A 20933-nucleotide genomic window follows, 5' to 3' on the forward strand; every position below is an offset into this window, starting at 1 on the left:
CAGCTCCCAGAAGTCAGTTGGTGGGGGAGCCCCAGGCGGGCATAGGGCTCGTCCGGGCCGGGGAGGGCCCGGCTCCGGGTGGCTGCCGTTCGTGCGGCCTCCCGGCGGGCGGGCCCTCGCGCCGTCATGGGCAGGTGCAGCGTGCGCCGTCGTGCTGGCCGCTTCGGCAGGGGAGGGGACGGCGGGTCTGCGCGTCTCCGTCCGAAGCAGCGCGTCGACGGGCACGTACTCCCGCGGAAGCAGCGCAGGTGCCGACGGGCGTACGACGACCTGAGCCCGCTTCGCGACGACGCTCGGTAGCGAGAAAGGACGTCACTACCGAGGAGTTGAACCGCGATGATGACCTTGGCGCACGACGGGCCCGGCCCGTGGATCCTGTTCGTACCGCTGATCTGGGCGGCTGTGGTGCTCGGCGTCTTGACCGTGCTGCGTCGCACGGTCTGGCGGGGCCGGGGGCCCGGCCACGGCCACGGACCGTGGCGCGACCGGTCCGCCCGCGACGAGAACTCGCCTCTCGATCTGCTGGGCCGCCGCTTCGCGGCCGGTGAGATCGACGAGGACGAGTACTGGCGGCGGCTGTCCGTCCTCAACGAGGAGTTCGCGCGCGGAAAGGGCGGTGCGGCATGACCGGCCTCACCGCCTCACCCGCCGCCACCGGCCCGGCCGTTGCCGCCCGGGTCGTGGACGCCGTCAAGGTGTACGGCACCGGAGAGACCCGGGTACGGGCCCTGGACGGAGTGAGCGTCGACTTCCCCGCCGGCTGCTTCACCGCGATCATGGGACCGTCCGGCTCCGGCAAGTCCACGCTGATGCATTGCGCGGCAGGGCTCGACACCCTCACCTCCGGATCGGCGTACATCGCCGGGACGGAGCTGAGCGGCCTCGACGACCGCAGGCTCACCTTGCTGCGCCGCGACCGCATCGGCTTCGTCTTCCAGGCGTACAACCTCGTGCCGACCCTTTCCGTCGCCGAGAGCATCACCCTCCCTGAGGACCTCGCCGGCAGGCGTGGCGACGCCGAGTGGACCGATGCCCTCATCGACGTCGTCGGCCTGCGGGATCGGCTGCACCACCGGCCCAGCGAGCTTTCCGGCGGGCAGCAGCAGCGGGTCGCCGTGGCCCGGGCCTTCGCCGGGCGGCCGGACGTCGTCTTCGCCGACGAGCCGACGGGCAATCTCGACTCGCGCTCCGGCGAAGAGGTGCTGCGGCTGCTCGGCCGTGCCGTACGGGACATGGGGCGCGCGGTCGTCATGGTCACCCACGACCCGGTGGCCGCCGCCCACGCGGACGAGGTGGTCTTCCTCGCCGACGGTCGCCTCGTCGACCGGATGGCCGCGCCCACTGCCGAGCGCGTGCTCGACCGGCTGCAGCGACTGCTGCCCCACGAGACCGGGCCGGCGACCGAGAGCACTGTGGGCCCGTCCGCCCGCCCCACCGACCCGAAGGAGGTGACGACATGAAGCACAGCAGAACGACGTCGACGAGCGACGGTACGGGCAGCGGCGCCCGTGCCACGCTCCGGATCAGCCTCGCGTCGCTCCGCGCCCACAAGCGGCGCTTCGTCGGCACCTTCGTCGCCGTGCTGATCGGTGTCGCCTTCCTTGGCGGAACCCTGGTCATGGGCGACACCCTGCGAGCCGGCTTCGACACCATGTTCGGCAACGCTGCCCAGGGCACCGACGCGGTGGTGCGCAGCGCCGATGTCGTGACCGTCTCCGGCGAGGGCCAGGGCACCCGGCAACCCATCCCGGTCTCCATCGCCGATGAGATCGAGAACGTGCCGGGCGTCGCCGCCGCGGCGCCGAACGTTCAGGGCGCGGGCCAGCTCGTCGGCAGCGACGGCGAGCCGGTGGGCGGGAAGGGCCCGCCCACCCGGGCGGGCAACTGGATCGACGACCCGCAGCTCAACCCCTACCGGCTGGCAGACGGACGGGTGCCGAGCGGGCCGGGTGAAGTCGTGGTCAACCGTGGTGCCGCCAAGGCCGGCGGACTGCAGGTCGGCGACCGTACCGTGCTGCGCACCCCCGACCCCGTCCGGGTGACGGTCGTCGGCCTGGCCACGTTCGGCGGCGGGGACGGCATGGGCCAGGTGACCTTCACCGGGATGACCCTGGCCGACGCCGAGAAGTACCTGACCCCGAAGCCCGGCCGGGCGGCGAGCATTCAGGTGCGTGCGGACCCCGGCACGAGCCAGCAGGAGCTCGTCGACGCCCTCGGCCCCGTGCTGCCGCGCGGTGTGGAGGCCATCACCGGCCAGGAGTCGACCGAGGAGAACCTCGATCTGGTGACCGGTCAGTTCCTGACCCTCTTCACCACCTTCCTGCTGGTCTTCGCCGGGATCGCCCTGCTGGTCGCGACGTTCTCCATTCACAACACCTTCGCCATCGTCGTCGCCCAGCGCACCCGGGAGAACGCCCTGCTCCGGGCGCTCGGCGCGTCCCGTCGCCAGGTGGTCGGCTCGAGCCTGGCCGAGGCCTCGGCCGTCGCCGTCGCCGGGTCGCTCGCCGGGGTGCTCGGAGGCGTCGGCATCGCGGCCGGGCTGCAGGCGCTGTTCCCGGCGATCGGTTTCCCCTTCCCGGACAGCGCACTGGTGATCAGCGCCACGTCGCTGCTGCTTCCGCTCGCCGTGGGCGTCGTTGTCTGCCTCGGCTCGGCCCTGCTCCCCGCGATCAGGGCCGGCCGGACGGCACCGCTGGCCGCGCTGCGCGAGAGCGCCGTCGACCTGCCCCAGCTGTCTGCGGGTGGTGGCGGAGCCGGCGGAACCTCCCGCACCCGCGCGGTGGCGGGCACGGGCGCCCTGGCCCTCGGCGTCGGCCTGACCGTGCTCGGCGTGGCCTCGGGCCCGTCGATCGGGTGGACCACGACAGGGGCCGTCCTGACCCTGGCGGCCTTCGTCGTCCTCGGGCCGGCCGCGTCCTCGTACGCCGTACGGATCCTCGGTGCGCCGCTCGCCCGGCTGCGCGGTGTGGGTGGGGCGCTCGCGCTGCGCAATGCGCTGCGCAGTCCGAAGCGGACGGCCGCCACCGCGACCGCTCTCATGATCGGTGTCGCCGTCGTGTCCCTGTTCACCGTCTTCGGCGCCTCGCTGAAGGCGACCATGGACCAGACCGTTTCCCGGGCCTTCGCGGGCGATGTGGCCGTAAGCGCCCCCGCGTTCGGCGCGGGCGGCAGCGGCCTCAGCCCGAAGCTGGCCCCCACGGTCGCGAAGTTGCCCGAGGTGGACACCGCGGTCGGCCTGGGCCGGGGCGTCGCGGACGTCGACGGCGGTGGGCGGCAGCTGACCGTCACCGACCCGGTCGCGCTCGCCCGGGTGCTCGATCTCGGCTCGGTGGACGGCTCGCTGAGCGGACTCGGCTCCCGTGGGCTGGCCGTCTCTCAGGACGAGGCGGACGAGCGCGGCTGGCGGGTCGGCAGCACCGCGCGGCTGTCCTTCCCCGACGGCGACCGGCAGACCTTCACCATCCGGGCCGTCTACGGCCAGGACGACCTCGCCGGTGACTATCTCGTCATCCGCGAGGCCTGGGCCCCGCACCAGGTGCAGGACTCCGACACCCTGGTCGCCGTCGGATTCCGGGACGGCGTTGCACCGGCCGACGGCAAGGCGGCGGTGGAGCGGACCGCCGACGCGTACGGGAATCCGGAGGTGCAGACCCGCGACGAGTACGCCGCCTCCTCGGCCGGAGGCATCGACATGATGCTCACGCTGGTCTACGCCCTGCTCGCGCTGGCCGTGCTCATCGCCCTGCTGGGCATCGCCAACACCCTCACCCTCGCCATCCATGAGCGGACCCGCGAACTCGGCCTGCTGCGCGCCGTCGGGCAGACCCGGGCCCAGCTGCGCGCCATGGTGCGCTGGGAGTCGGTGCTCGTGGCCGCGTTCGGCACGGTCGGCGGGCTCGTCCTCGGTGCCTTCCTCGGCTGGGCGCTGGTGCGGGCCGCCGACGACGCCGGGACGAGCGCCTTCGCCATCCCGCCGCTCCAGCTCGTGGTGGTGGCGCTGGTGGGCCTGGCAGCGGGGGCGGTGGCGGGGGTACGCCCGGCGCGCCGCGCTGCTCGGCTGGATGTGCTACGAGCCATCGCCACCGAGTGAGGCAGGGCTCCAGGTGGGCGAAGGCCCGGTCACCCCGCGACGGTCGACCGGGCCGTCGCCGGCTCGCGCCGAACCGCGCAGTGCCCGGCACCGGCCCGGAGCGCCGGCACGGGGTCGACCGGGCCACGGGCGGCGGCGGGTGAGGGCTGCCGCAGCGGCTGGGACGTGAGGGAGGGCACGGGGAGCGGAAGCGCGGCCGGCGTCGCGGGCACGGCCGGAGGGGACAGCCGCAGCGTGAACCACACGACCTTGCCGCCGTCGTCGTGCGGCCGTACGCCCCAGCTCTCGCTGACCGAGGCCACCAGCGGCAGCCCCCGCCCCCCGGCGGCGGTCGGGTCCGCGCCGTGCAGGCTCGGCACCCTGGGGTCGCTGTCCCGTACCGCCACGGTCAGCCGGTCCCGGTGCAGAACGATCTCGACGCGACATTGTTTGTCCGGCAGGGCGTGCCGGTGGACGTTGGTGAGGAGCTCGGTGACCCCGAGTGCCGCCGAATCGATCAAGGTATCGAGATGCCAGTAGCGCAGCTGCGCCGAGACGATCCTGCGGACCTGGCCGATCCGCGGCGGCAGGGCCTGGAGCTCTACCGCGCAGTGCCTGCTTGGCTTACTGATCACGGCCGACTCCCTGACAAGGTTCGGAAGACGAAGGAGCATCCGACAGTGCTGACTGATGCTGTGCTCGGCGGCGCCGGTTCCGAGCGTCACCACCGGTGAACCCTCAGTTACGCTCCACCAGAGTGAACCCGGACGGGCGCCTGCGCAACTCGCATACCGCCTCAAAGTGTGTCAATTCCGAGCCGTTTGCCCGCCGGCCGTGCGGATCGCGTCAAGAAACCGGTTGGCCGACGGCGGCCCGGATTCGCCGGGCGCGGGGTCGCGGTCGCTCAGGGTCAGGTGGTACCGGGTGCCGTTGACCGTGGCCAGCGCGCGGTCACGGGTCGCGAACCACGGCTTGGCGGCCCGCACCAGGTGGACGGGTGCGCTGTCGATCTCGCTGCCGTAGCTCGTCAGCAACAGCAGCCTTCCGTCGCGGATGAGGACCTGCCCCGCGTTCGTCAGCGGGCGCAGCCAGCGCCCGATCCGCACCCTGGTCGCCGTGAACTCCGGCTCCGCCATGCTGCACCGCCCCCTGGCCAGAAAGCGTCGGCGTATCGCGCCTCGGCCGTAACGCCATATACGTCCTGTTGCGCAGTGTGCCCGTGCCGGGCCCGGTGCACCAGTGGGCACTTATGATCGAACTGACCCGGCCGGACCGACCTGGCGCGGGGATGCGAGCGTGAGGAGCGCGCTGGTGAGCACCACCCAGCGGGAAAGCGGCCGCACCGCGGCGGCGACCATCGATGTGGACCGCACCGATCCGGCCTACCGGGCGTGGCTGAAAGAGGCCGTCCGCAAGGTCCAGGCGGACGCCAACCGCTCGGCCGACACCCATCTGTTGCTCTTCCCGCTACCCGAGCGATGGGGCATCGACCTGTACCTCAAGGACGAGTCCACGCACCCGACCGGCAGCCTGAAGCACCGTCTGGCGCGCTCGCTCTTCCTGTACGGGCTCTGTAACGGATGGGTCCGCCCCGGAAGGCCGGTGATCGAGGCCTCCAGCGGCTCCACGGCGGTGTCCGAGGCGTACTTCGCGAAGCTGATCGGCGTGCCGTTCATCGCGGTGATGCCGCGCACCACCAGCCGGGAGAAGACCAGGCTCATCGAGTTCCACGGCGGGCGGTGCCATCTGGTGGACGACCCGCGGACGGTGTACGAGGTCTCGGCTCGACTGGCCGCCGACACCGGGGGCCACTATATGGACCAGTTCACCTACGCCGAGCGGGCCACGGACTGGCGCGGCAACAACAACATCGCCGAGTCGATCTACGAGCAGCTGCGGATGGAGCGCTACCCCGAGCCGGCGTGGATCGTCGCCACAGCGGGCACCGGCGGCACGTCCGCGACCATCGCCCGCTATGTGCACTACATGCAGTACGACACCCTCGTCTGTGTGGCCGACCCGGAGAACTCCTGCTTCTTCGAGGGCTGGACGACCGGGAACCCCGATGTGTCCAGCGACTGCGGCTCCCGCATCGAGGGCATCGGCCGCCCTCGCATGGAGCCGAGCTTCGTGCCCGGGGCCATCGACCGGATGATGAAGGTGCCGGACGCGGCCAGCGTCGCCGCCGTACGAGCCCTGGAGCGGGCGATCGGCCGCAAGGCGGGCGGCTCCACGGGGACCGGTCTGTGGAGCGCGCTGAAGATCGTCGCGGAGATGGTGGCCGAAGGGCGCAGGGGCAGCGTGGTCACGCTGTTCTGCGACCCCGGCGACCGGTACCTGGACAAGTACTACTCCGACGCCTGGCTCGCGGAGCAGGGCCTGGACATCACGCCGTACGCCGAGGCGATCGACACCCTGCTCGCCACCGGTGTCTGGCCCGACTGAGCGGGCGGTGCACGGCGAACCGGAACGGACGTCACACCAGGGCACTGCGACCGGTCCCGGCTGCGATTCCGGCCTGATCGACCGGACCGCCTAGGCGAGCCGCCGGTCGAGGGCGCGCACCGCGTCGCGGAACGCGCGCCCGAGGCCGGGACGCAGCGCCGCGAGGGCGAGGCGCAGCGGCAGCGGACCGTCCGCCGCGAAGGTCCACTCCACGCGGGTGCCGGCGCCGGCGGGTGTCAGCCGCCAGTCCTCGAGCAGCGCCCACAGGCCCGGCACGTTGGTCTCGTCCACCCGGTAGGCGTACCTTCCCCCGCCATCGCCGGGCGGTGACACCCCCGTCGGGGCGTCCGCCGAGAGGATCGTCTCCAGGAAGCGCGTGCCGCCCATCAGACGGATCTCGCGGCCCTTCCCGCCGTATGCCGGCCGGGCGACCGCGACGGCGCGGAACCACCGCGGCCAGCCCTCGACGTCCTCGGCCAGCGCCCGGTGCACCACCTCGGGCGCGGCCGTCATCTCGGCGGCGAAGACCAGCCGTACCGGAGCGGTCGGGAGGAAGTCGAGCTCAACGGGACGGAGTCGGCGCGCCATGGGATGTGCACCTCCAGCGGTGTCGTTCTCGCTCACTCGGGGCGGCGATCCGGCCCGCGCGGACGCGAGGCGCGGACACTCTGGCCGCCGGGCCGTCAGATGCCGGTGGCGCCGTTGCTCTCGCCCGCGACGATCAGCTGTGGCAGATGCTCGGCTATCTCCGCCCGGGCCTCCGCCGGCAGACCCGCATCGGTCACCAGCGCGTCCACCTCCTCCAGCGTGGCGAACGAACTCAGGCCCACCGTCCCCCACTTGGTGTGGTCGGCGACCACCACGACCCGCCGCGCCGAGCGCACGAACCGCCGGTTGGTCTCCGCCTCCGCGAGATTCGGCGTCGACAGTCCCGCCTCCACCGATATCCCGTGCACCCCCAGGAAGAGCACGTCGAAGTGGAGCGCGCCGATCGCCTGGTCCGCAACCGGGCCAACCAAGGAATCGGACGGGGTGCGCACCCCGCCCGTCAGCACCACGGTGGCCGAACCCGGCCGGTGTCCTTTGCCCCCTCGCGCCGCCGCCCGCTGGGCCGAGTGGAACACATCCGCCACCCGCACGGAGTTCGTCACCACGGTCAGGTCGGGCACGTCCAGTAGGTGGTGCGCCAGAGCGTATGTCGTCGTCCCCCCGGACAGGGCGATCGCGCTGCCCGGCACCACCAATGACGCCGCGGCCAGCGCGATGTCCTCTTTGGCGGTCGGCTCCAGGCCCGCCTTCACCTCGAAGCCCGGCTCGTGCGTGCTGGCTTCGGAGATCGGCACCGCGCCTCCGTGCACCTTCTCGACCACGCCCTGCCGCGCCAGCGCGTCCAGGTCCCGACGGACCGTCATGTCCGAGACCCTGAGCTTCCGAGTCAGTTCATTGACCCGCACCCCGCCGCGTCGCCTGACCTCGTCGAGGATCAGGGCACGCCGTTGCTCCGCGAGCAGATTCTGGTTGTCGCTCACCCCGGCCCGTCCCTTCCGCCATCGGTCATCCCGGCCCGCCGGCTTTCATCCTCCCACGTGGGAGTGACAGCCGTATGGGTAGCTGCGCCCGCCCCCGGGCTGGGAGGATCGTGGAGCGGAGCACATACGGCCTCGGGGGAGACTATGGCGTCGTCCATGCAGCCGGACACCGGCGCGACAGCGGACAGCGGGACTACGGAGGCACGGGGGGAACGTCGGTACGGCACGGAACTCGCCCTCGAACTGCTGGTGCACGGCGTCGGCGGCACGACGCCGCAGGAGATGCTCGACGACCCCAGCGTCGTTCGGATCGCCGGGGACGACACCGCCGGCATCCACCGCCGCCGCGAAGACGCCGAGGCGGAAAGCCGTCCGGCCGACTACCGGGACCGTCCCGTCCCCGAGGCCTACTGCTGGTCCAATCTCACTTCCGGCAACGGCGCCCGTGCCCTGTGGCTCGTCCTGCTGCCCTTCATGGTCGCCAATCTCGCCCACTGGATGCGGCCCGCCTCTTTAGGCCACACCACCGCGGTGCGGACGTACGGCGTCCTCGTACGGCTCGTCGCCCTCAGCCTCACGGTGCTGCTGGTCGCGGCCGCCTGCGAGGTGGCGCTCGACCTGACCGCCTGGCAGTGCGCGGGGGTCGAGGCCTGCGCCAGCGGCAGGTCCTGGCTCGGCTTCCTCTCCCCGGAGCGGGGAGGCTGGTGGAGCCAGCCCGGGCGCCGGCTGGCCCTCGCCGCCCTCGTGCCCACCGGCCTGACCGGACTCCTGTGGTGGCTCTCGCACCGCACCTGGAGTGCGTACGAGTCGCAGCCGCCGGTGCGCCGCCCGGTCGGCGAGGAGGATCCCGAGGCCGCTGCGCGCCCCGCGTTGTGCCTGCCCGGCTTCTGGTACGGGCGTCGGCTCGTCGCCCGGCTGCGTGCCGCCCACACCGCCGCCGGCTTCCTGACCGTCGCCGCGGCGCTCGCGGCGGCCGCCACCCGCTACGACCGCAAGCCCGGCGGCAGTGCCTGGCTGGACGCGGTGGGCTGGGCGCTCGAGGTGACGCTGGTGGCGTCCGGAGCCTTCGTGGTGTGGGTGGTGTGCAGCCGGGGCCGCAGCGAGAGCGCGCCCGACGACCGCATGGACCGCGCCATTGTGCGCGCCCTGCCGGGCGCGGCCCTCGTCGTCCTCGCCGTCGCCGTGCTGCACGCCGCCTGGTCGCGCCCCGGCTGGAGGTCGTCCGGGTGGCTCCCCGGAGACGAGACCTTCGCGGTGCTCGCCCTCGTCCAGGGCACGCTCGTCCTCGCCATCGGAGTCACCGCCTGGTGGCTGGGCCGCAGCGCAGCCGACGACCGGACGGCGCTGGGCGGACTCGGGGGAGCGGCCTGTGCGATGGTCGCCTGCGCGCTGGGCGGGCTGATGTCCGGCGGCGTCTCCCAACGGGTCGCCGACTGGCTGGACGGGACCGGCATCCCCGGACCGCCCGTCGTGCTCTCCTGGCAGGCCGCCATGATTCCGGTGCTGCTCCTGGTGCTGGCCGCCCTGGCCGGTTCCTTCGCCGTGCGGACCTGGCGGACCGCCCGTCGCGAGGCGCCTGCGGTCCGCGCCGGTCACCCCGGTGAGCCGGAGGACACCTCCCGTACCCTCAGGATCGCGGTCACCCTCGCGGCCGCCCGACTCACCGACTACGCACCGTGGTTCGTCGGCACCTTCGCCGCGGCCACCCTGCTACTCGGCGGCGGGGCGATCACCGGCGCCTGGGCCACTCACCAGGAGCCGGGGCAGGCTGCCGAGGGAACCCCGGGGCTGATGGCCGCAGGTGCGCAGCTCGCACAGGCGCTGGGCTCCTGGCTCATCGGCGTGGCGTTCATACTGCTCATCGCTTCGGGCCGGCGCGCTTACCGCGACCCGTCCGCCCGCCGCACCATCGGCATTCTGTGGGACGTCGGAACGTTCTGGCCGCGTGCGGCACACCCCTTCGCGCCCCCCTGCTACGCCGAGCGCGCCGTCCCCGACCTCACCTGGCGGATGGCCACCTGGACGCAGTGCACGGGCGGGCGGCTCGTCATCTCCGGCCACTCCCAGGGCAGTGTGCTCGCCGCCGCGGTGGTCTGGCAGCTCGCCCCGCACACCCGCCGCCGGGTGGCCCTGCTGACCTACGGCTCGCCCCTGGAGCGGCTGTACGGCCGGTGGTTCCCGGCCTACTTCGGCCGCGGGCCGCTCCGGGCGCTGCACAGCGAGGTGCACTACTGGCGCAACCTGTGGCGCCGTACGGACCCGATCGGCGGCCCGGTCATGCCGGTCGACGCTGCGGACCCGGAGGTGGACCGAGCCCCGTTGCAGGATCCGCTCGCCTATGGCCGTACGCTCGAACACCCGCTGCCCGCACCGATTCTGGGCCACGGCGACTACCAGGCGGACCCGGCCTTCGCCGAGGAGCGCGCGGGCCTCCTCGCGCGCCTCCCGGACGTGCCGCTCCAGCGCTCCGTGCTCGCCGCCGGCCCGGTCAGGGCAGCTCGGGGAGGTCCTCCGGGTAAAGGAGTGTGAGGTCGTCCGTGCTGGGGTCGGCGAGTTGGGCGACCCGGCCCGCGTGGCGCTCCACCATCGCTTCGAAGGTCTGTCGCGCGGTCCGCCCGTTGCCGAACGCCGGTCCCTTCGGAATGAGCGTGAAGTACTTGAGCAGCGCCTCCACGGCGCCCTCGCCCATGCGGTACTCGTGCTCCTGAGCCTGCTGCTCCACGATGCGCAGCAGCTCCTCCGGCGCATAGTCGCCGAAGGTGATCGTCCGGGAGAAGCGGGACGCCACACCGGGGTTGACGCTGAGGAACCGCTCCATCTCCGCCGTGTACCCGGCGACGATCACCACGACCGCCTCGCGGTGATCCTCCATCAGCTTCACCAGGGTGTCGATCGCCTCACGACCGAAGTCCCGGCCCGAGTCCTCCGGGGAGAGCGCGTACGCCTCGTCGATGAACAGCACGCCGCCGCGCGCCCGGTCGAATGCCTCCTGGGTGCGGATCGCCGTGGAGCCGATGTGCTCGCCGACCAGGTCGACCCGGGACACCTCGACCAGATGCCCCTTCTCCAGCACGCCCAGAGAGGCCAGGATCTCGCCGTACAGCCTGGCGACGGTGGTCTTGCCGGTGCCGGGGGAGCCGGTGAAGACCAGATGGCGGCGGACGGACGCGGCCTTGAGCCCCGCCTGCTGCCGCCTGCGGCCGACCTCGATCATGTCAGTGAGCGCCCGGACCTCGCGCTTGACGCTCTCCAGGCCCACCAGCGCGTCCAGTTCGGTGAGCACCGCCCGGGACGGGCGGGCGGGTGCGGAAGCCGGCGCCGGGTCGGCGGACGCCGGTGCCGGCGCGGACGGCGCCGTCTGCTGCGCAGGCACCATCCCGAGCAGGCCGGTCCCCGAGCTGGTGGCAGCCCCCCAGCCATCTCCCTCGGCCACGGCTGGGTGGGGGTCCCCCCGGCCGTAGCTGGGAGAGTGCCCCCAGGGAGATGCCTCCTGCACTGCCGAAGCCGTGGCGGGGGACGACGGAGGCCGGCGGTGCTCGGTGCTCTCGTCGCTGGTGCAGTCCTCGCTCACCGGCCCTTCCTCGGCGAACTCGTAACCGCCGCGGGCGCACCGCTCAGTGCGACAGCGCGTCAGTGTGGTGCGGCAGCCGTCGATGATGTGGAACCCGTAACCGCCGCTGCCCGTGACCCGGCAGCCGTGGAAAGTACCGCGGCCCTCGGCGGAGACGTAGAAACCCGCCTCCGCCGGAGAGGTGACCGTGCACCGCTCGACCGTCGGGTCCGCGCCCTTGGTGACGATGACGCCCGTGGCGGGCCCGTCGATGGTGCAGCCCGAGAGGCTGCCGCCGCTGCCGTGGTCGCGGAACCACGCCCCCGTCGTGGCCTCACGGATCCGGCAGTCGTCGAGCTGGGCACTCGCTCCGTCGCTCACCGACACCGCCGTGTTGCGAACCTGCGCGATGTCGCTGTCGACGACGTCGGCGCGCGACCCCCGGTCGAGGACGAACAGCGCGTCCGGTACGTCGTGCACCCGGCACGAGTCGAGTACGGCAACTGCTCCATCGCTCACCCACACCGCCGGGTAGTCGCCCGTACTGTCGTGGATCTCGCACTGGTTGGCGTCGACCCGGGTCCCGGGATCCCAGACGGACAGCCCGTTGCGCCCGAAGCGGCGGACCTTGCTGCGGGTGAGCGTGAGCACCGAACGGGACCGCAGATCGACCGCGTTCTCCGGGATGTCGTGGATGTCGCAGTCGGAGAGGGTGAGCACGGCGTCGGTGTCGAGGGTGACCCCGTCCGCCGAGGTCCGGTGCACGGTGCAGTCGGTGAGGTGACCGGTGGCGCGTGAAGTGACCTGTATGCCCGCGCCCTTGATCTCGTACAGCTCGCAGCCGATGGCCTCCAGGGAGCTGCCCTCGCCGGTCAGCGACAGGCCGGCGCCCGAGGCGTGGTGAATCCTGCAGCGCTCCAGCCGAGGGTGCGCGCCGCCGCGCACGGCCACCCCGGACTGGCCCGCGCAGACCACCTCGCACTCCTCGAAGACCCCACCGGAGTCCTCCATGACGCCGATGCCGATGCCGCCGGGGTTGTCGACGGTGCAGCGCCGGACGATGGGGCGCGCCCCGCCCCGCACCTCGATACCGGCCGCCGAACGCGTCACGATCCTCAGGTCGGTGAGCTCCGGGGTGCCGTCCTCCAACAGCAGGGCGGGGGCGGACGAGTCCTGGCCCTCGAGGTGCAGATCCCGGATGATCGCGGAGGCGCGGACGGTCAGGGGGACGCCGTCGGCGGGGGCGATGCGCACCGAGCCGCGGTTCCCGTCCGGACCGCGGAGGGTGACAGCCCGCTGGACGATCAGGTTTTCCCGGTACGTACCGGGGGTGATGGACAGGACGTCGCCGTCTCCGGCGGCCTCCAGGGCCGCGGCGAGGGAGGCGTACTCGCCCGTGCGGCGCCGCCACCGCGACGTGCCGGTGTGCGTCACCTGGACCGTGCCCTGTGGTGCCATGCTGCTGCTGTGCCCCCACCTCGTGCGTTTCACCGCGTACGGCTGTGCTCTGGCGCTCCACCGTAGCGTGCGCGAGGCAGCGGAGTTGACCGGTCAGCTGCCTGTGCCGGTCCTGCCCCAGTCCTGACCGGCTCGCCACCACTCCTGGTCCCACTGCTCGTACCGTCGGCGGACGAGACGCCACACGACCAGTCGGCGGGCACCCTCCACGGCTCCGGCGACGGCGGCGCCGACGCCCAGGCCCGCGAGCGCGGCGTGTGCGTCGGCCGTCGAGCGGTCCATGGGGCGGGCGACGAGGCGTCCGGCGCGGTCCGTCCAGACCCGGAAGCGGTCACCGGGGCCCGCGTTCCGTGGCGCGGTCGCCGGTCCGGTGCGCGTGCCGCCCCGGACCGGCCAGGTGGCGACCACGCGGTGGTGGGTGTCCCGGTCGGAGGCCGTCTCGGGATCGGGATCGACGGGCGGGTGCGGCAGCCGCCGAACGACCGTCGCCGTCACCGGATGTCGCTGCTGGTGCTGCTCACGCACCATCCGCTCCAGCGCGTCCTGAGCCGCGAACCCGGCTGCGATGCCGACGGTGGGGGCTGCGACGGCGACGACCAGGGCGGCGAGGAGCGCCACCCAGGACTCGACGAGGTCGGTCCGCCGGCACAACGGATTCCGCCGCCATCGGATGAGCCCGGTCATCGCCCGCATCGTCGCGCCCCCTTCCCTGTGCCTAAATACCGCATACGGCAGGGCACATGTGGGCAACCGGGCGAAGAGAGAGCGGCATCACGCGGATGTCCGGTGTTCCGCTACCCGACGATCTCCACAGGGTCGCCGAGGCGGATGGTGCCGGTCCCTTCGGGGATCAGATTCTGACCGAAGAGCATGTCGTCGCCGAACCGCCGGTGGCGCGCCAGAGTGCGCAGCGGCTCCTTGCCGCGCTCCGCCGTCCGCTGATCGGTCGTGGTGATCACACAGCGACTGCACGGCTTGGCGACCCGGAACGGGACCTCGCCGATCCGGAGCCGGGACCAGTCGTCCTCGGCCCACGGTGCGGTGCCGTCCACGACCACGTTCGGCCGGAAGCGGTTCATGGGCAGCGGCCCCTCGTCGGCATGGTCGCCCTGGGCGATGAGGGAGTTGAGCGCGTCGAGCGACGCCGTGGTCGTGAGCAGCACGGGATAGCCGTCGGCGAAGGTGACGGTCTCGCCGGGACGGGCGTACTTGGGGTTGACGGGCCGACGGTGCGCGGGATCGTCCAGATGCACCAGGCGCACCTCGGTGCCGAGGTGCGCGCTGAACCACGCCCCGGCCGCCGGATCCGCCGGTACCGCCTCGACCTTGTCGCGCCAAACGGCGACGGGGGTCGTGCCGACGGGCTCGGGGACCTCAACGGTCAGCGGCCGGGCGCCCGGTGCCGTGACCCGGACTCCTCCTCCGGGGAGCGGCTCGGCGGCCGCCAGTGCCAGCCGGGGGTGCCGCCGCTGAGTGATGCAGCGGCCGTCCGGGCCGACCAGCATCCACCTGCGGTCGCCTGCGAGTCCCCACGGTTCCACGACGGCCTCGTCGAGACCATGGCCCGCCACCGACTTGACCGGATGGACATGGACCGCACGGAGCGCTGGTTCGGGCATGGATCCAGTCTGCCAGCCGGGTCGGTCATGCGGCCTGGGGGTGCGGCCCAGGCCGGAGGCTGTGGGGCTGGGCGCAACCCGGGCTGGAAGAACGGATCAGTACCCCCGTCCCGGGTACCGGCGGCCGTACGGATCGTCATAGGCCGCGGGTGCGGGTGCGGGTGCTTGACGGGGCGCCGGCGGCCGGGGTGCGGCGGGACGCATCTGGTCGTAGCGGGTGCCGCCGGGTGGCGTCGGATGCTGTTGCGGCCCTGGGTAGCCGCGCGGGCCGGTGGCCTGCTGAGGGATGTACGGCGCCGGGGCGTGCTGCAGCGGGGTGGGCTGCGGCGCCGCCTGCGGGTAGCCGTATGACGGGGACGAATAGGAGGGGCCCGCGGGGAGCGCGGGCAGCGCCGACGGCAACGCCGGCAGATTGCCGCCGGTGTCGTACGGGGAGGGCACCCGGATGGGAGCGATCTGCGGCGTGCCTCGCTCTGCAACGAGGTTGTCGTAGATCGGCGTGTCCGGGAACGACGGAGCGGAGTAGTAACCGCCGCCATAGGTGGAGCGGGGGGAGGTCATAGCCCATAAGTTAAGCCCACGATGTGCTGGTTGGGGAGACCGATAAGAGGGTTGTTTCACGTGTTCGGAGTGACTCTGGCCACCCAATGTGAGCGAACCTGGGGAAAAGGGTCTTCCTGCCGTGTTGAGATCCTGTAAAGGACGAGTTCCGGACGGGTTACCGCGGGTTGGCCGAGGGGTCTGCACGGGCGGCGGCGGGCGGGAGCGGTACCGGACGCGGCCCGGCGGGCCCTAGGTTGGTCCCCAGGCGGCTCCACGCACCCGGGTTGCGGTCGGCCGACGAGCAGCGAGCGAAGAGGGAGAGCATGACGATGCGCAAGGGCGCGAACGTTCCGATCCCCGCATCGGAGGTGCGGGTGGAACTGGGCTGGCGCGCGGGCCCCGGCGTGCCCGACGCCGACGCCTCGGCTCTCCTGCTCCAGGAATCGGGGAAGGTCCGTTCCGACGCGGACTTCGTGTTCTACAACCAGCCGCAGCACTCCTCCGGCGCGGTACGGCACGAGGGCAAGCGCAGCGCGGGGGAGACCGTCACCGACAGCGTCTCCGTGAACCTCACCCGGATCGAAGCCGATGTCCGGACCGTGGTCCTCGCCGCGTCGGCGGACGGCGGCAGTTTCGGGCAGGTGCCCGGACTGCACATTCGTGTCCTGAATGCGGCGGACGGGTCCGAACTGGCCCGCTTCGACAGCGAGGACGCCACCGTGGAGACGGCGTACGTGCTCGGCGAGCTGTACCGGCGGCAAGGAGCGTGGAAGTTCCGCGCGGTCGGGCAGGGCTACAGCTCGGGACTCGCCGGTCTGGCCACCGACTTCGGCATCTCGGTGGACGAACCGGACACCGCACCCGCACCCCCGTCCGCGCCGGCCCCGGCTCCCGTACCGCAGCCCACAACGGCCGCCGCGCCCCCGGTGCCTCCGCCCGCAGCCCCGGCACCGGTGCGCCTCACCAAGGTCACGCTGACCAAGGAAGCACCCGCGGTCTCACTGACCAAGCAAGGCGGCACGTCGGGCACGATGCGGGTCAATCTCAACTGGCAGGTGCGCAAGCAGTTCAAGGGATGGGGGAACAAGCTCGGCCGTGCCATGGCGATGCACTCCGACCTGGACCTCGACCTGTGCGCGCTGTTCGAGCTGACCGACGGCAGCAAGGGTGTCGTCCAGGCACTGGGCAACGCCTTCGGATCGCTCCACCGGCCGCCCTTCATCCACCTGGACGGCGACGACCGGACCGGCGCCGTGGCATCCGGTGAGAACCTCTCCATCAACCTCGACCACAAGCACGACATCCGCCGGATCCTGATCTTCGTCGCCATCTACCAGGGCGCGCGCAGCTTCGCCGACCTGAACGCCACCGTCACCCTCCAGCCCCAGTACGGCGCACCGATCGACTTCTCGCTCGACGAGTGCACCGTGCCCTCCACGGTCTGCGCCCTCGCTCTGATCACCAACACGGGCGGCGGCGAGCTCGTCGTCCAGCGCGAAGCCCGCTTCCTGGTCCCCGAGCGCGGCGTCAGCCCGCAGCGCACCGTCGACCGCGCGTACGGCTGGGGCATGAATTGGACTCCGGGCCGCAAGTGAGCCGCAGTGTTCCGGTCATGGCCCGGCTTCTTCCTCCGCGGTGCCGGCCCGTCGCCCGGGGCGCGCCGGGCCCGGATATGTCCGCCCCTTCCACGCGGCACCCCGGCCGCGACAGTGCTGCACGGCAGAGTCGACGGTCATGGCGAGATAGAGCGCGGCCGTCAACGGCAGCAGCGGCGCGGTCCACCCCTGCCGGCCGTAGTAGCGGAGCATCGGGACGTACGTCCCCGCCATCACCATCCAGGCCGTTGCGCCTGACACTGCTGCGAGAGGGTCCCCGGTCCGCCATCCGGCCGCCAGGGTGACCGGCGGCGCGAGATACATCAGCGCAAGCCCCCCGAGGGTTCCGGCGAGCAGCAGGGGACTGTGGCGCAGCTGCGCGTACGCGCTGCGCGAGACCATGCGCCACAACGTGCCCAGGCCCGGATACGGGCGCACGCTGTGCACCCCGTCGGCGAGCCCGAGCCAGACGCGCCCACCGCCGCGCTTGACCACCCCGGCGAGCGCCACGTCGTCGATCACTGCCTGCCGGATGCTCTCGGGGACGCGGCTCCGCTCGGCCGCCGCGTCGCGCAGCAGCACACACCCGCCCGCGGCGGCCGCCGTCCGCGACCCGGCCCGGTTGACCCACCGGAACGGATACAACTGCGCGAAGAAGTACACGAAGGCCGGGACGATCAGCCGCTCCCAGAAGGTCGCCACGCGGAGCCGCGCCATCAGCGAGACGAGATCGAGATTCTCGGTGCGGGCAGCGCTCACCAGGTCACGGAGGCTGTGTGGAGCGTGGGCGATGTCCGCGTCCGTCAGGAGCAGATACTCCGGGGGCGGGGTACGGGCGCGCGCGAGCGCGATCCCGTGCCGCAGCGCCCACAGTTTCCCGGTCCACCCGGCCTCCGGCTCACCAGGCGAGGACACGGTCAGTGGCAGACCACCGGCCTGTGCGGCGAGTTCGTGTGCCAGCCGACCCGTGCCGTCCGTGCTGCCGTCGTCGATGACGAAGATCGCGGCCGGCCCGGGATACTCCTGGGCGAGCAGCGACGCCAGGCTCACGGGAAGCACCTCGGCCTCGTCGCGCGCGGGCACGATCACGGCGACGGCGGGCCACTGAGCGGCGTCGTCCCGTCGGGGGAGCCGTACATCGACCCGCCAGAACCACCCACGCCCCAGCAGCAGCCACAGCCATGCGACCAGCGATCCGACCGCGATCCAGCCAAGCGTGCTCACCCCGGCAGTCTGCCGGACGGCGCCGCTGAGGCAGGTGATGCGCGGAGGTGTTTCCGATCCGCCGTCAGGCATCGACCCGGCGGCCCTGCGCTGGGGCCTGGCACCGGTCCGCCCGGCGACAGCCCTGGACGGACCATCCACTAAGGTTGCCGGGTGAAGATCGCGCTCATCGACTCCGGCATCGGGCTGCTGCCCGCCGCTGCCGCGGTGCGCCGGCTGCGGCCCGACGCCGCTCTCGTTCTCTCCTCCGACCCCGACGGCATGCCATGGGGACCGAGGACTCCGGAAGATGTCACCGCCCGCGCGCTGTCCTGCGCACGGGCGGCCGCCGTACATCGCCCCGACGCGCTGATCGTCGCCTGCAACACCGCCTCCGTGCACGCTCTGCCCGCGCTCCGCGCCGAACTGGAGCCGGGACTGCCCGTGATCGGGACCGTGCCGGCGATTAAGCCTGCTGCGGCGGCGGGCGGACCGGTGGCCGTCTGGGCCACGCCCGCCACCACGGGCAGCCCCTACCAGCGCGGTCTGATCGGGGACTTCGCGGATGGCGTGGTGACGACCGAAGTGCCGTGCCCGGGGCTCGCCGACGCCGTGCAGCGGGCGGACGAGGCGGAGACCGACGCCGCCGTCGCCGCGGCCGCCGCCCTCACCCCCGCGGATGTCAGGGCTGTCGTTCTGGGATGCACCCACTACGAACTGGTCGACGAGCGCATCAAGGCGGCCGTGCAGCAGTCCGGGCGCCCGCGGGTCGCGCTGTACGGCTCCGCCGGTGCCGTCGCGGCCCAGGCGCTGCGCCGGATGGGTGCCGAGCCCGCGCCTGGCGCGGAGCCGACCGACGCATTGACGGTGATCCTCAGCGGCCGTGAGGCCGCGCTCCCCGCGTCGGCTCTGGCGTACGTCGAGGGGCGCGCGCTCGCCGCTGTGAGCCCCGCCCCCAGCTAGTCCGGGAGACCGCTCCCTCGTGGTGGACACAGCCCCATGCACACACTGTGGCCGGCCGCAACCCTCTGCTATCGCCGCCGATCACGGGTAGGCTCGCTCATATGAGGGGCAACGTCGACGACGACGCGGGCCCGGCCGAATCCGTCCCCGAGGTCTGGACCGGGCGTGCGACCAACCGTGCGCAGTGGCCGCTCGCTGCCCTCGGAGCGGCGAGCCTCGCCCTGGGGATCGAGCTCGCCGTGGACTCCGACTGGACCTCGGGGCTCGCCCCGCTGCTGATGTCCGTGATCGGCTGTGTCGCCGTCGGGCTGCTGATCCTCTTCGGCACGCTCGCCTTCGTGCACGTCCACGTGACGGTCGACCGGGACGCGGTCGAAGTCCGCTGCGGCCACGTCGGCCTCCCGCGGCGGCGGATCCCGCTGGAGAACGTCGTCGGGGCCTACTTCGCGCCCCGCGTCACCCCCCACGAGTGGGGTGGCTGGGGCTATCGCTGGCGCCCCGAGAAGGGCACGGCCGTCGTCGTACGCCGGGGCGAAGGCCTGGTCGTACGGCTCGGTGACGGCCGCAAGTTCACGGTGACCGTCGATGACGCCGAAGCCGCGGTACGCGTCATCCGGTACCGGCTGGGCCGGATCGCCTCATCCAGGCCGGCCGCACCGCAGTCCTGACGGCTATGCCATCGGTTCGCGCCATCCTCCGCTCCCGCCATCGGCGGGGCCCTCATGCAAGGCGGTCGCGGTGGCCGGGGTCAGGGACGGATGCCCGGGGTCCTCGGCGAAGGGCCGGGCGGTAGCCAACCCGGCCAGGATCCCCGCTCCGGCGGTGACCTGCGCAAAGCTCAGCGCGTTGCCGACGCACGCCAGTGCGGCCACGGTCGTGAGCGCCGCTGCCGCCGTGAGCACGACCTCGGTCGGGCGGGGCGAGCGCCACAGGGCGGAGAGCACCCAGACGAAAGCCGTGCCGAGTAGCAGCACTCCGGGCAGTCCCTGCTCGGCGGCCTGCTGCAGCACCGCGGAATGCGGCGTGCTGTCCGCCTCCGCCAAAGCCTGCGCCGTCGGGCTCAGGTCCGCGAAACGGTCGGGCCCCGCGCCGGTCACCGGATGTCGTTCCGCCAGCCCGATTGCGTCCTGCCACAGCCGTACCCGGTGCTCGGTGAGCTGACCGTCCAGCGAGGCCGTCAGCCCCTTCGGCAGCACGCCTTCCGCGACCGCCCACGAGCCGCCGGCGATCACGGCGGCGACGCACGCCAGAGCGGCGAGGGCGGGAAAACGGTGCCGCGCCCGGGCGGTGGCGAGCGAGCACAGCAGCACGGCGGACGCCGCGATGCATCCGGCGACCGAGCCGAGTACGGCGGCCGCCACTGCGATGCCCCCGGCCAGCAGCCGCAAGCACGTCCGCGCGGCGGGCGGACGCGCTGCCCAGGCCGCACAGCAGGCCGCTCCTGCTGCGAGGGCGAACTGCGCGGCGCTCGCCGCAGTGTGTCCGGGCGTCGGATCGACGGCCGCGCCCGACACGTCGTCCGGAGTGGCGATCACCAGGGCCAGGCCTGCGATCGCCGCCGTGGCCGGCGCGGCGACCGGGAGCACGGCTCCGCCGATGCGCCCGCAGGCGTATCCCGCGGCGACCGCGAGCAGTGCCAGCAACATGCCCTCGGGGCGCGCATCGTGGCCTGCGGCCGTGAACAGGGCCCACGCCGCGCAGCAGCCGAGCACGAGCACGCCGATCCCATCGGCGGTGCTGCGCCGATCTCGTACGGCGGGCCTTGCCGCCATCCGCGCCATCCCGTCGCCCCCCATTGATCTGACGGGCACCGCGCGGCACTGGTGATGCCGTCCACGGGCACCTGACGGGCCACACCGTAACGGCTCATCCCGTGAGCTGAGGAGTTCTTGCGCAGAAACGATGCGGCGGATGCGTCGACCGGCAGCTCGGCCACCGGCTCGGAGCGGGGCCAAGATC

The 20933-nt window shown here is 72.8% G+C and carries 18 protein-coding genes; 8 read left to right on the forward strand and 10 right to left on the reverse strand.

Going from position 1 to position 20933, the window contains the following annotated elements; all coding sequences use genetic code 11:
* The first annotated feature begins 336 nt into the window (after positions 1-336).
* The 3 genes from ACTWQI_RS12035 to ACTWQI_RS12045 are packed head-to-tail and all read left to right on the forward strand — an operon-like array spanning position 337 to position 4090.
* Positions 337-627, forward strand: a complete 291-nt coding sequence (locus ACTWQI_RS12035; protein ID WP_443269809.1) for an SHOCT domain-containing protein — start codon at positions 337-339, stop codon at positions 625-627.
* Positions 624-1460 (forward strand): ABC transporter ATP-binding protein, encoded by an 837-nt coding sequence (locus tag ACTWQI_RS12040; RefSeq protein ID WP_443269810.1) that lies wholly within the window; start codon positions 624-626, stop codon positions 1458-1460. The genes ACTWQI_RS12035 and ACTWQI_RS12040 overlap by 4 nt, the downstream gene beginning before the upstream one ends.
* Positions 1457-4090: an ABC transporter permease gene (locus tag ACTWQI_RS12045; RefSeq protein ID WP_443269811.1), complete on the forward strand. Its 2634-nt coding sequence runs from the start codon at positions 1457-1459 to the stop codon at positions 4088-4090. Before ACTWQI_RS12040 ends, ACTWQI_RS12045 begins: the two co-directional genes overlap by 4 nt.
* Positions 4091-4119: 29 nt before the next feature.
* On the opposite strand, the gene ACTWQI_RS12050 is transcribed toward ACTWQI_RS12045, so the two are convergent.
* On the reverse strand, positions 4120-4704 hold the full coding sequence (locus ACTWQI_RS12050; RefSeq protein ID WP_443269812.1) for an ATP-binding protein: 585 nt from the start codon (positions 4702-4704) through the stop codon (positions 4120-4122).
* A gap of 171 nt (positions 4705-4875) precedes the next feature.
* Positions 4876-5205: a hypothetical protein gene (locus tag ACTWQI_RS12055; RefSeq protein ID WP_443269813.1), complete on the reverse strand. Its 330-nt coding sequence runs from the start codon at positions 5203-5205 to the stop codon at positions 4876-4878.
* Positions 5206-5380: 175 nt separating this feature from the next.
* Between ACTWQI_RS12055 and ACTWQI_RS12060 the strand changes: the two genes are divergently transcribed.
* The gene (locus tag ACTWQI_RS12060; protein ID WP_443269814.1) at positions 5381-6514 is read left to right on the forward strand and encodes a PLP-dependent cysteine synthase family protein; all 1134 of its coding nucleotides are present in this window, start codon (positions 5381-5383) and stop codon (positions 6512-6514) included.
* Positions 6515-6604: 90 nt separating this feature from the next.
* On the opposite strand, the gene ACTWQI_RS12065 is transcribed toward ACTWQI_RS12060, so the two are convergent.
* Both ACTWQI_RS12065 and ACTWQI_RS12070 read right to left on the reverse strand, forming a co-directional pair.
* Positions 6605-7102 carry an SRPBCC family protein gene (locus tag ACTWQI_RS12065; RefSeq protein ID WP_443269815.1) on the reverse strand — a complete coding sequence of 166 codons (498 nt, stop codon included), beginning with the start codon at positions 7100-7102 and terminating at the stop codon, positions 6605-6607.
* Between the two features lie 95 nt (positions 7103-7197).
* Positions 7198-8043 carry a DeoR/GlpR family DNA-binding transcription regulator gene (locus tag ACTWQI_RS12070; protein ID WP_443269816.1) on the reverse strand — a complete coding sequence of 282 codons (846 nt, stop codon included), beginning with the start codon at positions 8041-8043 and terminating at the stop codon, positions 7198-7200.
* A gap of 144 nt (positions 8044-8187) precedes the next feature.
* On the opposite strand from ACTWQI_RS12070, the gene ACTWQI_RS12075 reads away from it, so the two are divergent.
* Entirely contained in the window at positions 8188-10572 is a 2385-nt protein-coding gene (locus tag ACTWQI_RS12075) for a hypothetical protein (protein ID WP_443269817.1), read from the forward strand.
* On the opposite strand, the gene ACTWQI_RS12080 is transcribed toward ACTWQI_RS12075, so the two are convergent.
* The 4 genes from ACTWQI_RS12080 to ACTWQI_RS12095 form a co-directional block, all read right to left on the reverse strand.
* Positions 10532-13051: a right-handed parallel beta-helix repeat-containing protein gene (locus ACTWQI_RS12080; protein ID WP_443269818.1), complete on the reverse strand. Its 2520-nt coding sequence runs from the start codon at positions 13049-13051 to the stop codon at positions 10532-10534. The two genes, ACTWQI_RS12075 and ACTWQI_RS12080, sit on opposite strands and share 41 nt — an antisense overlap.
* Positions 13052-13144: 93 nt before the next feature.
* Entirely contained in the window at positions 13145-13744 is a 600-nt protein-coding gene (locus tag ACTWQI_RS12085) for an Rv1733c family protein (protein ID WP_443269819.1), read from the reverse strand.
* Positions 13745-13845: 101 nt separating this feature from the next.
* Positions 13846-14670 carry an MOSC domain-containing protein gene (locus ACTWQI_RS12090; protein ID WP_443269820.1) on the reverse strand — a complete coding sequence of 275 codons (825 nt, stop codon included), beginning with the start codon at positions 14668-14670 and terminating at the stop codon, positions 13846-13848.
* 96 nt (positions 14671-14766) lie between these two features.
* Entirely contained in the window at positions 14767-15231 is a 465-nt protein-coding gene (locus tag ACTWQI_RS12095; RefSeq protein WP_443269821.1) for a DUF6643 family protein, read from the reverse strand.
* 305 nt (positions 15232-15536) lie between these two features.
* On the opposite strand from ACTWQI_RS12095, the gene ACTWQI_RS12100 reads away from it, so the two are divergent.
* Entirely contained in the window at positions 15537-16808 is a 1272-nt protein-coding gene (locus ACTWQI_RS12100; RefSeq protein ID WP_443269822.1) for a TerD family protein, read from the forward strand.
* Positions 16809-16823: 15 nt separating this feature from the next.
* Here ACTWQI_RS12100 and ACTWQI_RS12105 read toward each other — a convergent pair whose 3' ends face one another.
* The gene (locus ACTWQI_RS12105) at positions 16824-18032 is read right to left on the reverse strand and encodes a glycosyltransferase (protein WP_443269823.1); all 1209 of its coding nucleotides are present in this window, start codon (positions 18030-18032) and stop codon (positions 16824-16826) included.
* Positions 18033-18185: 153 nt separating this feature from the next.
* Between ACTWQI_RS12105 and ACTWQI_RS12110 the strand changes: the two genes are divergently transcribed.
* Positions 18186-18974, forward strand: a complete 789-nt coding sequence (locus tag ACTWQI_RS12110; protein WP_443269824.1) for a glutamate racemase — start codon at positions 18186-18188, stop codon at positions 18972-18974.
* Positions 18975-19075: 101 nt separating this feature from the next.
* On the forward strand, positions 19076-19642 hold the full coding sequence (locus ACTWQI_RS12115) for a hypothetical protein (RefSeq protein ID WP_443269825.1): 567 nt from the start codon (positions 19076-19078) through the stop codon (positions 19640-19642).
* A 3-nt stretch (positions 19643-19645) separates the two neighbouring features.
* On the opposite strand, the gene ACTWQI_RS12120 is transcribed toward ACTWQI_RS12115, so the two are convergent.
* Positions 19646-20746, reverse strand: coding sequence for an O-antigen ligase family protein (locus ACTWQI_RS12120; protein WP_443269826.1), 1101 nt, complete (start codon positions 20744-20746; stop codon positions 19646-19648).
* Positions 20747-20933 lie beyond the last annotated feature (187 nt).

Source organism: Streptomyces sp. KR80, assembly GCF_052245555.1.
In the GTDB taxonomy this organism is placed as follows: domain Bacteria; phylum Actinomycetota; class Actinomycetes; order Streptomycetales; family Streptomycetaceae; genus Streptomyces.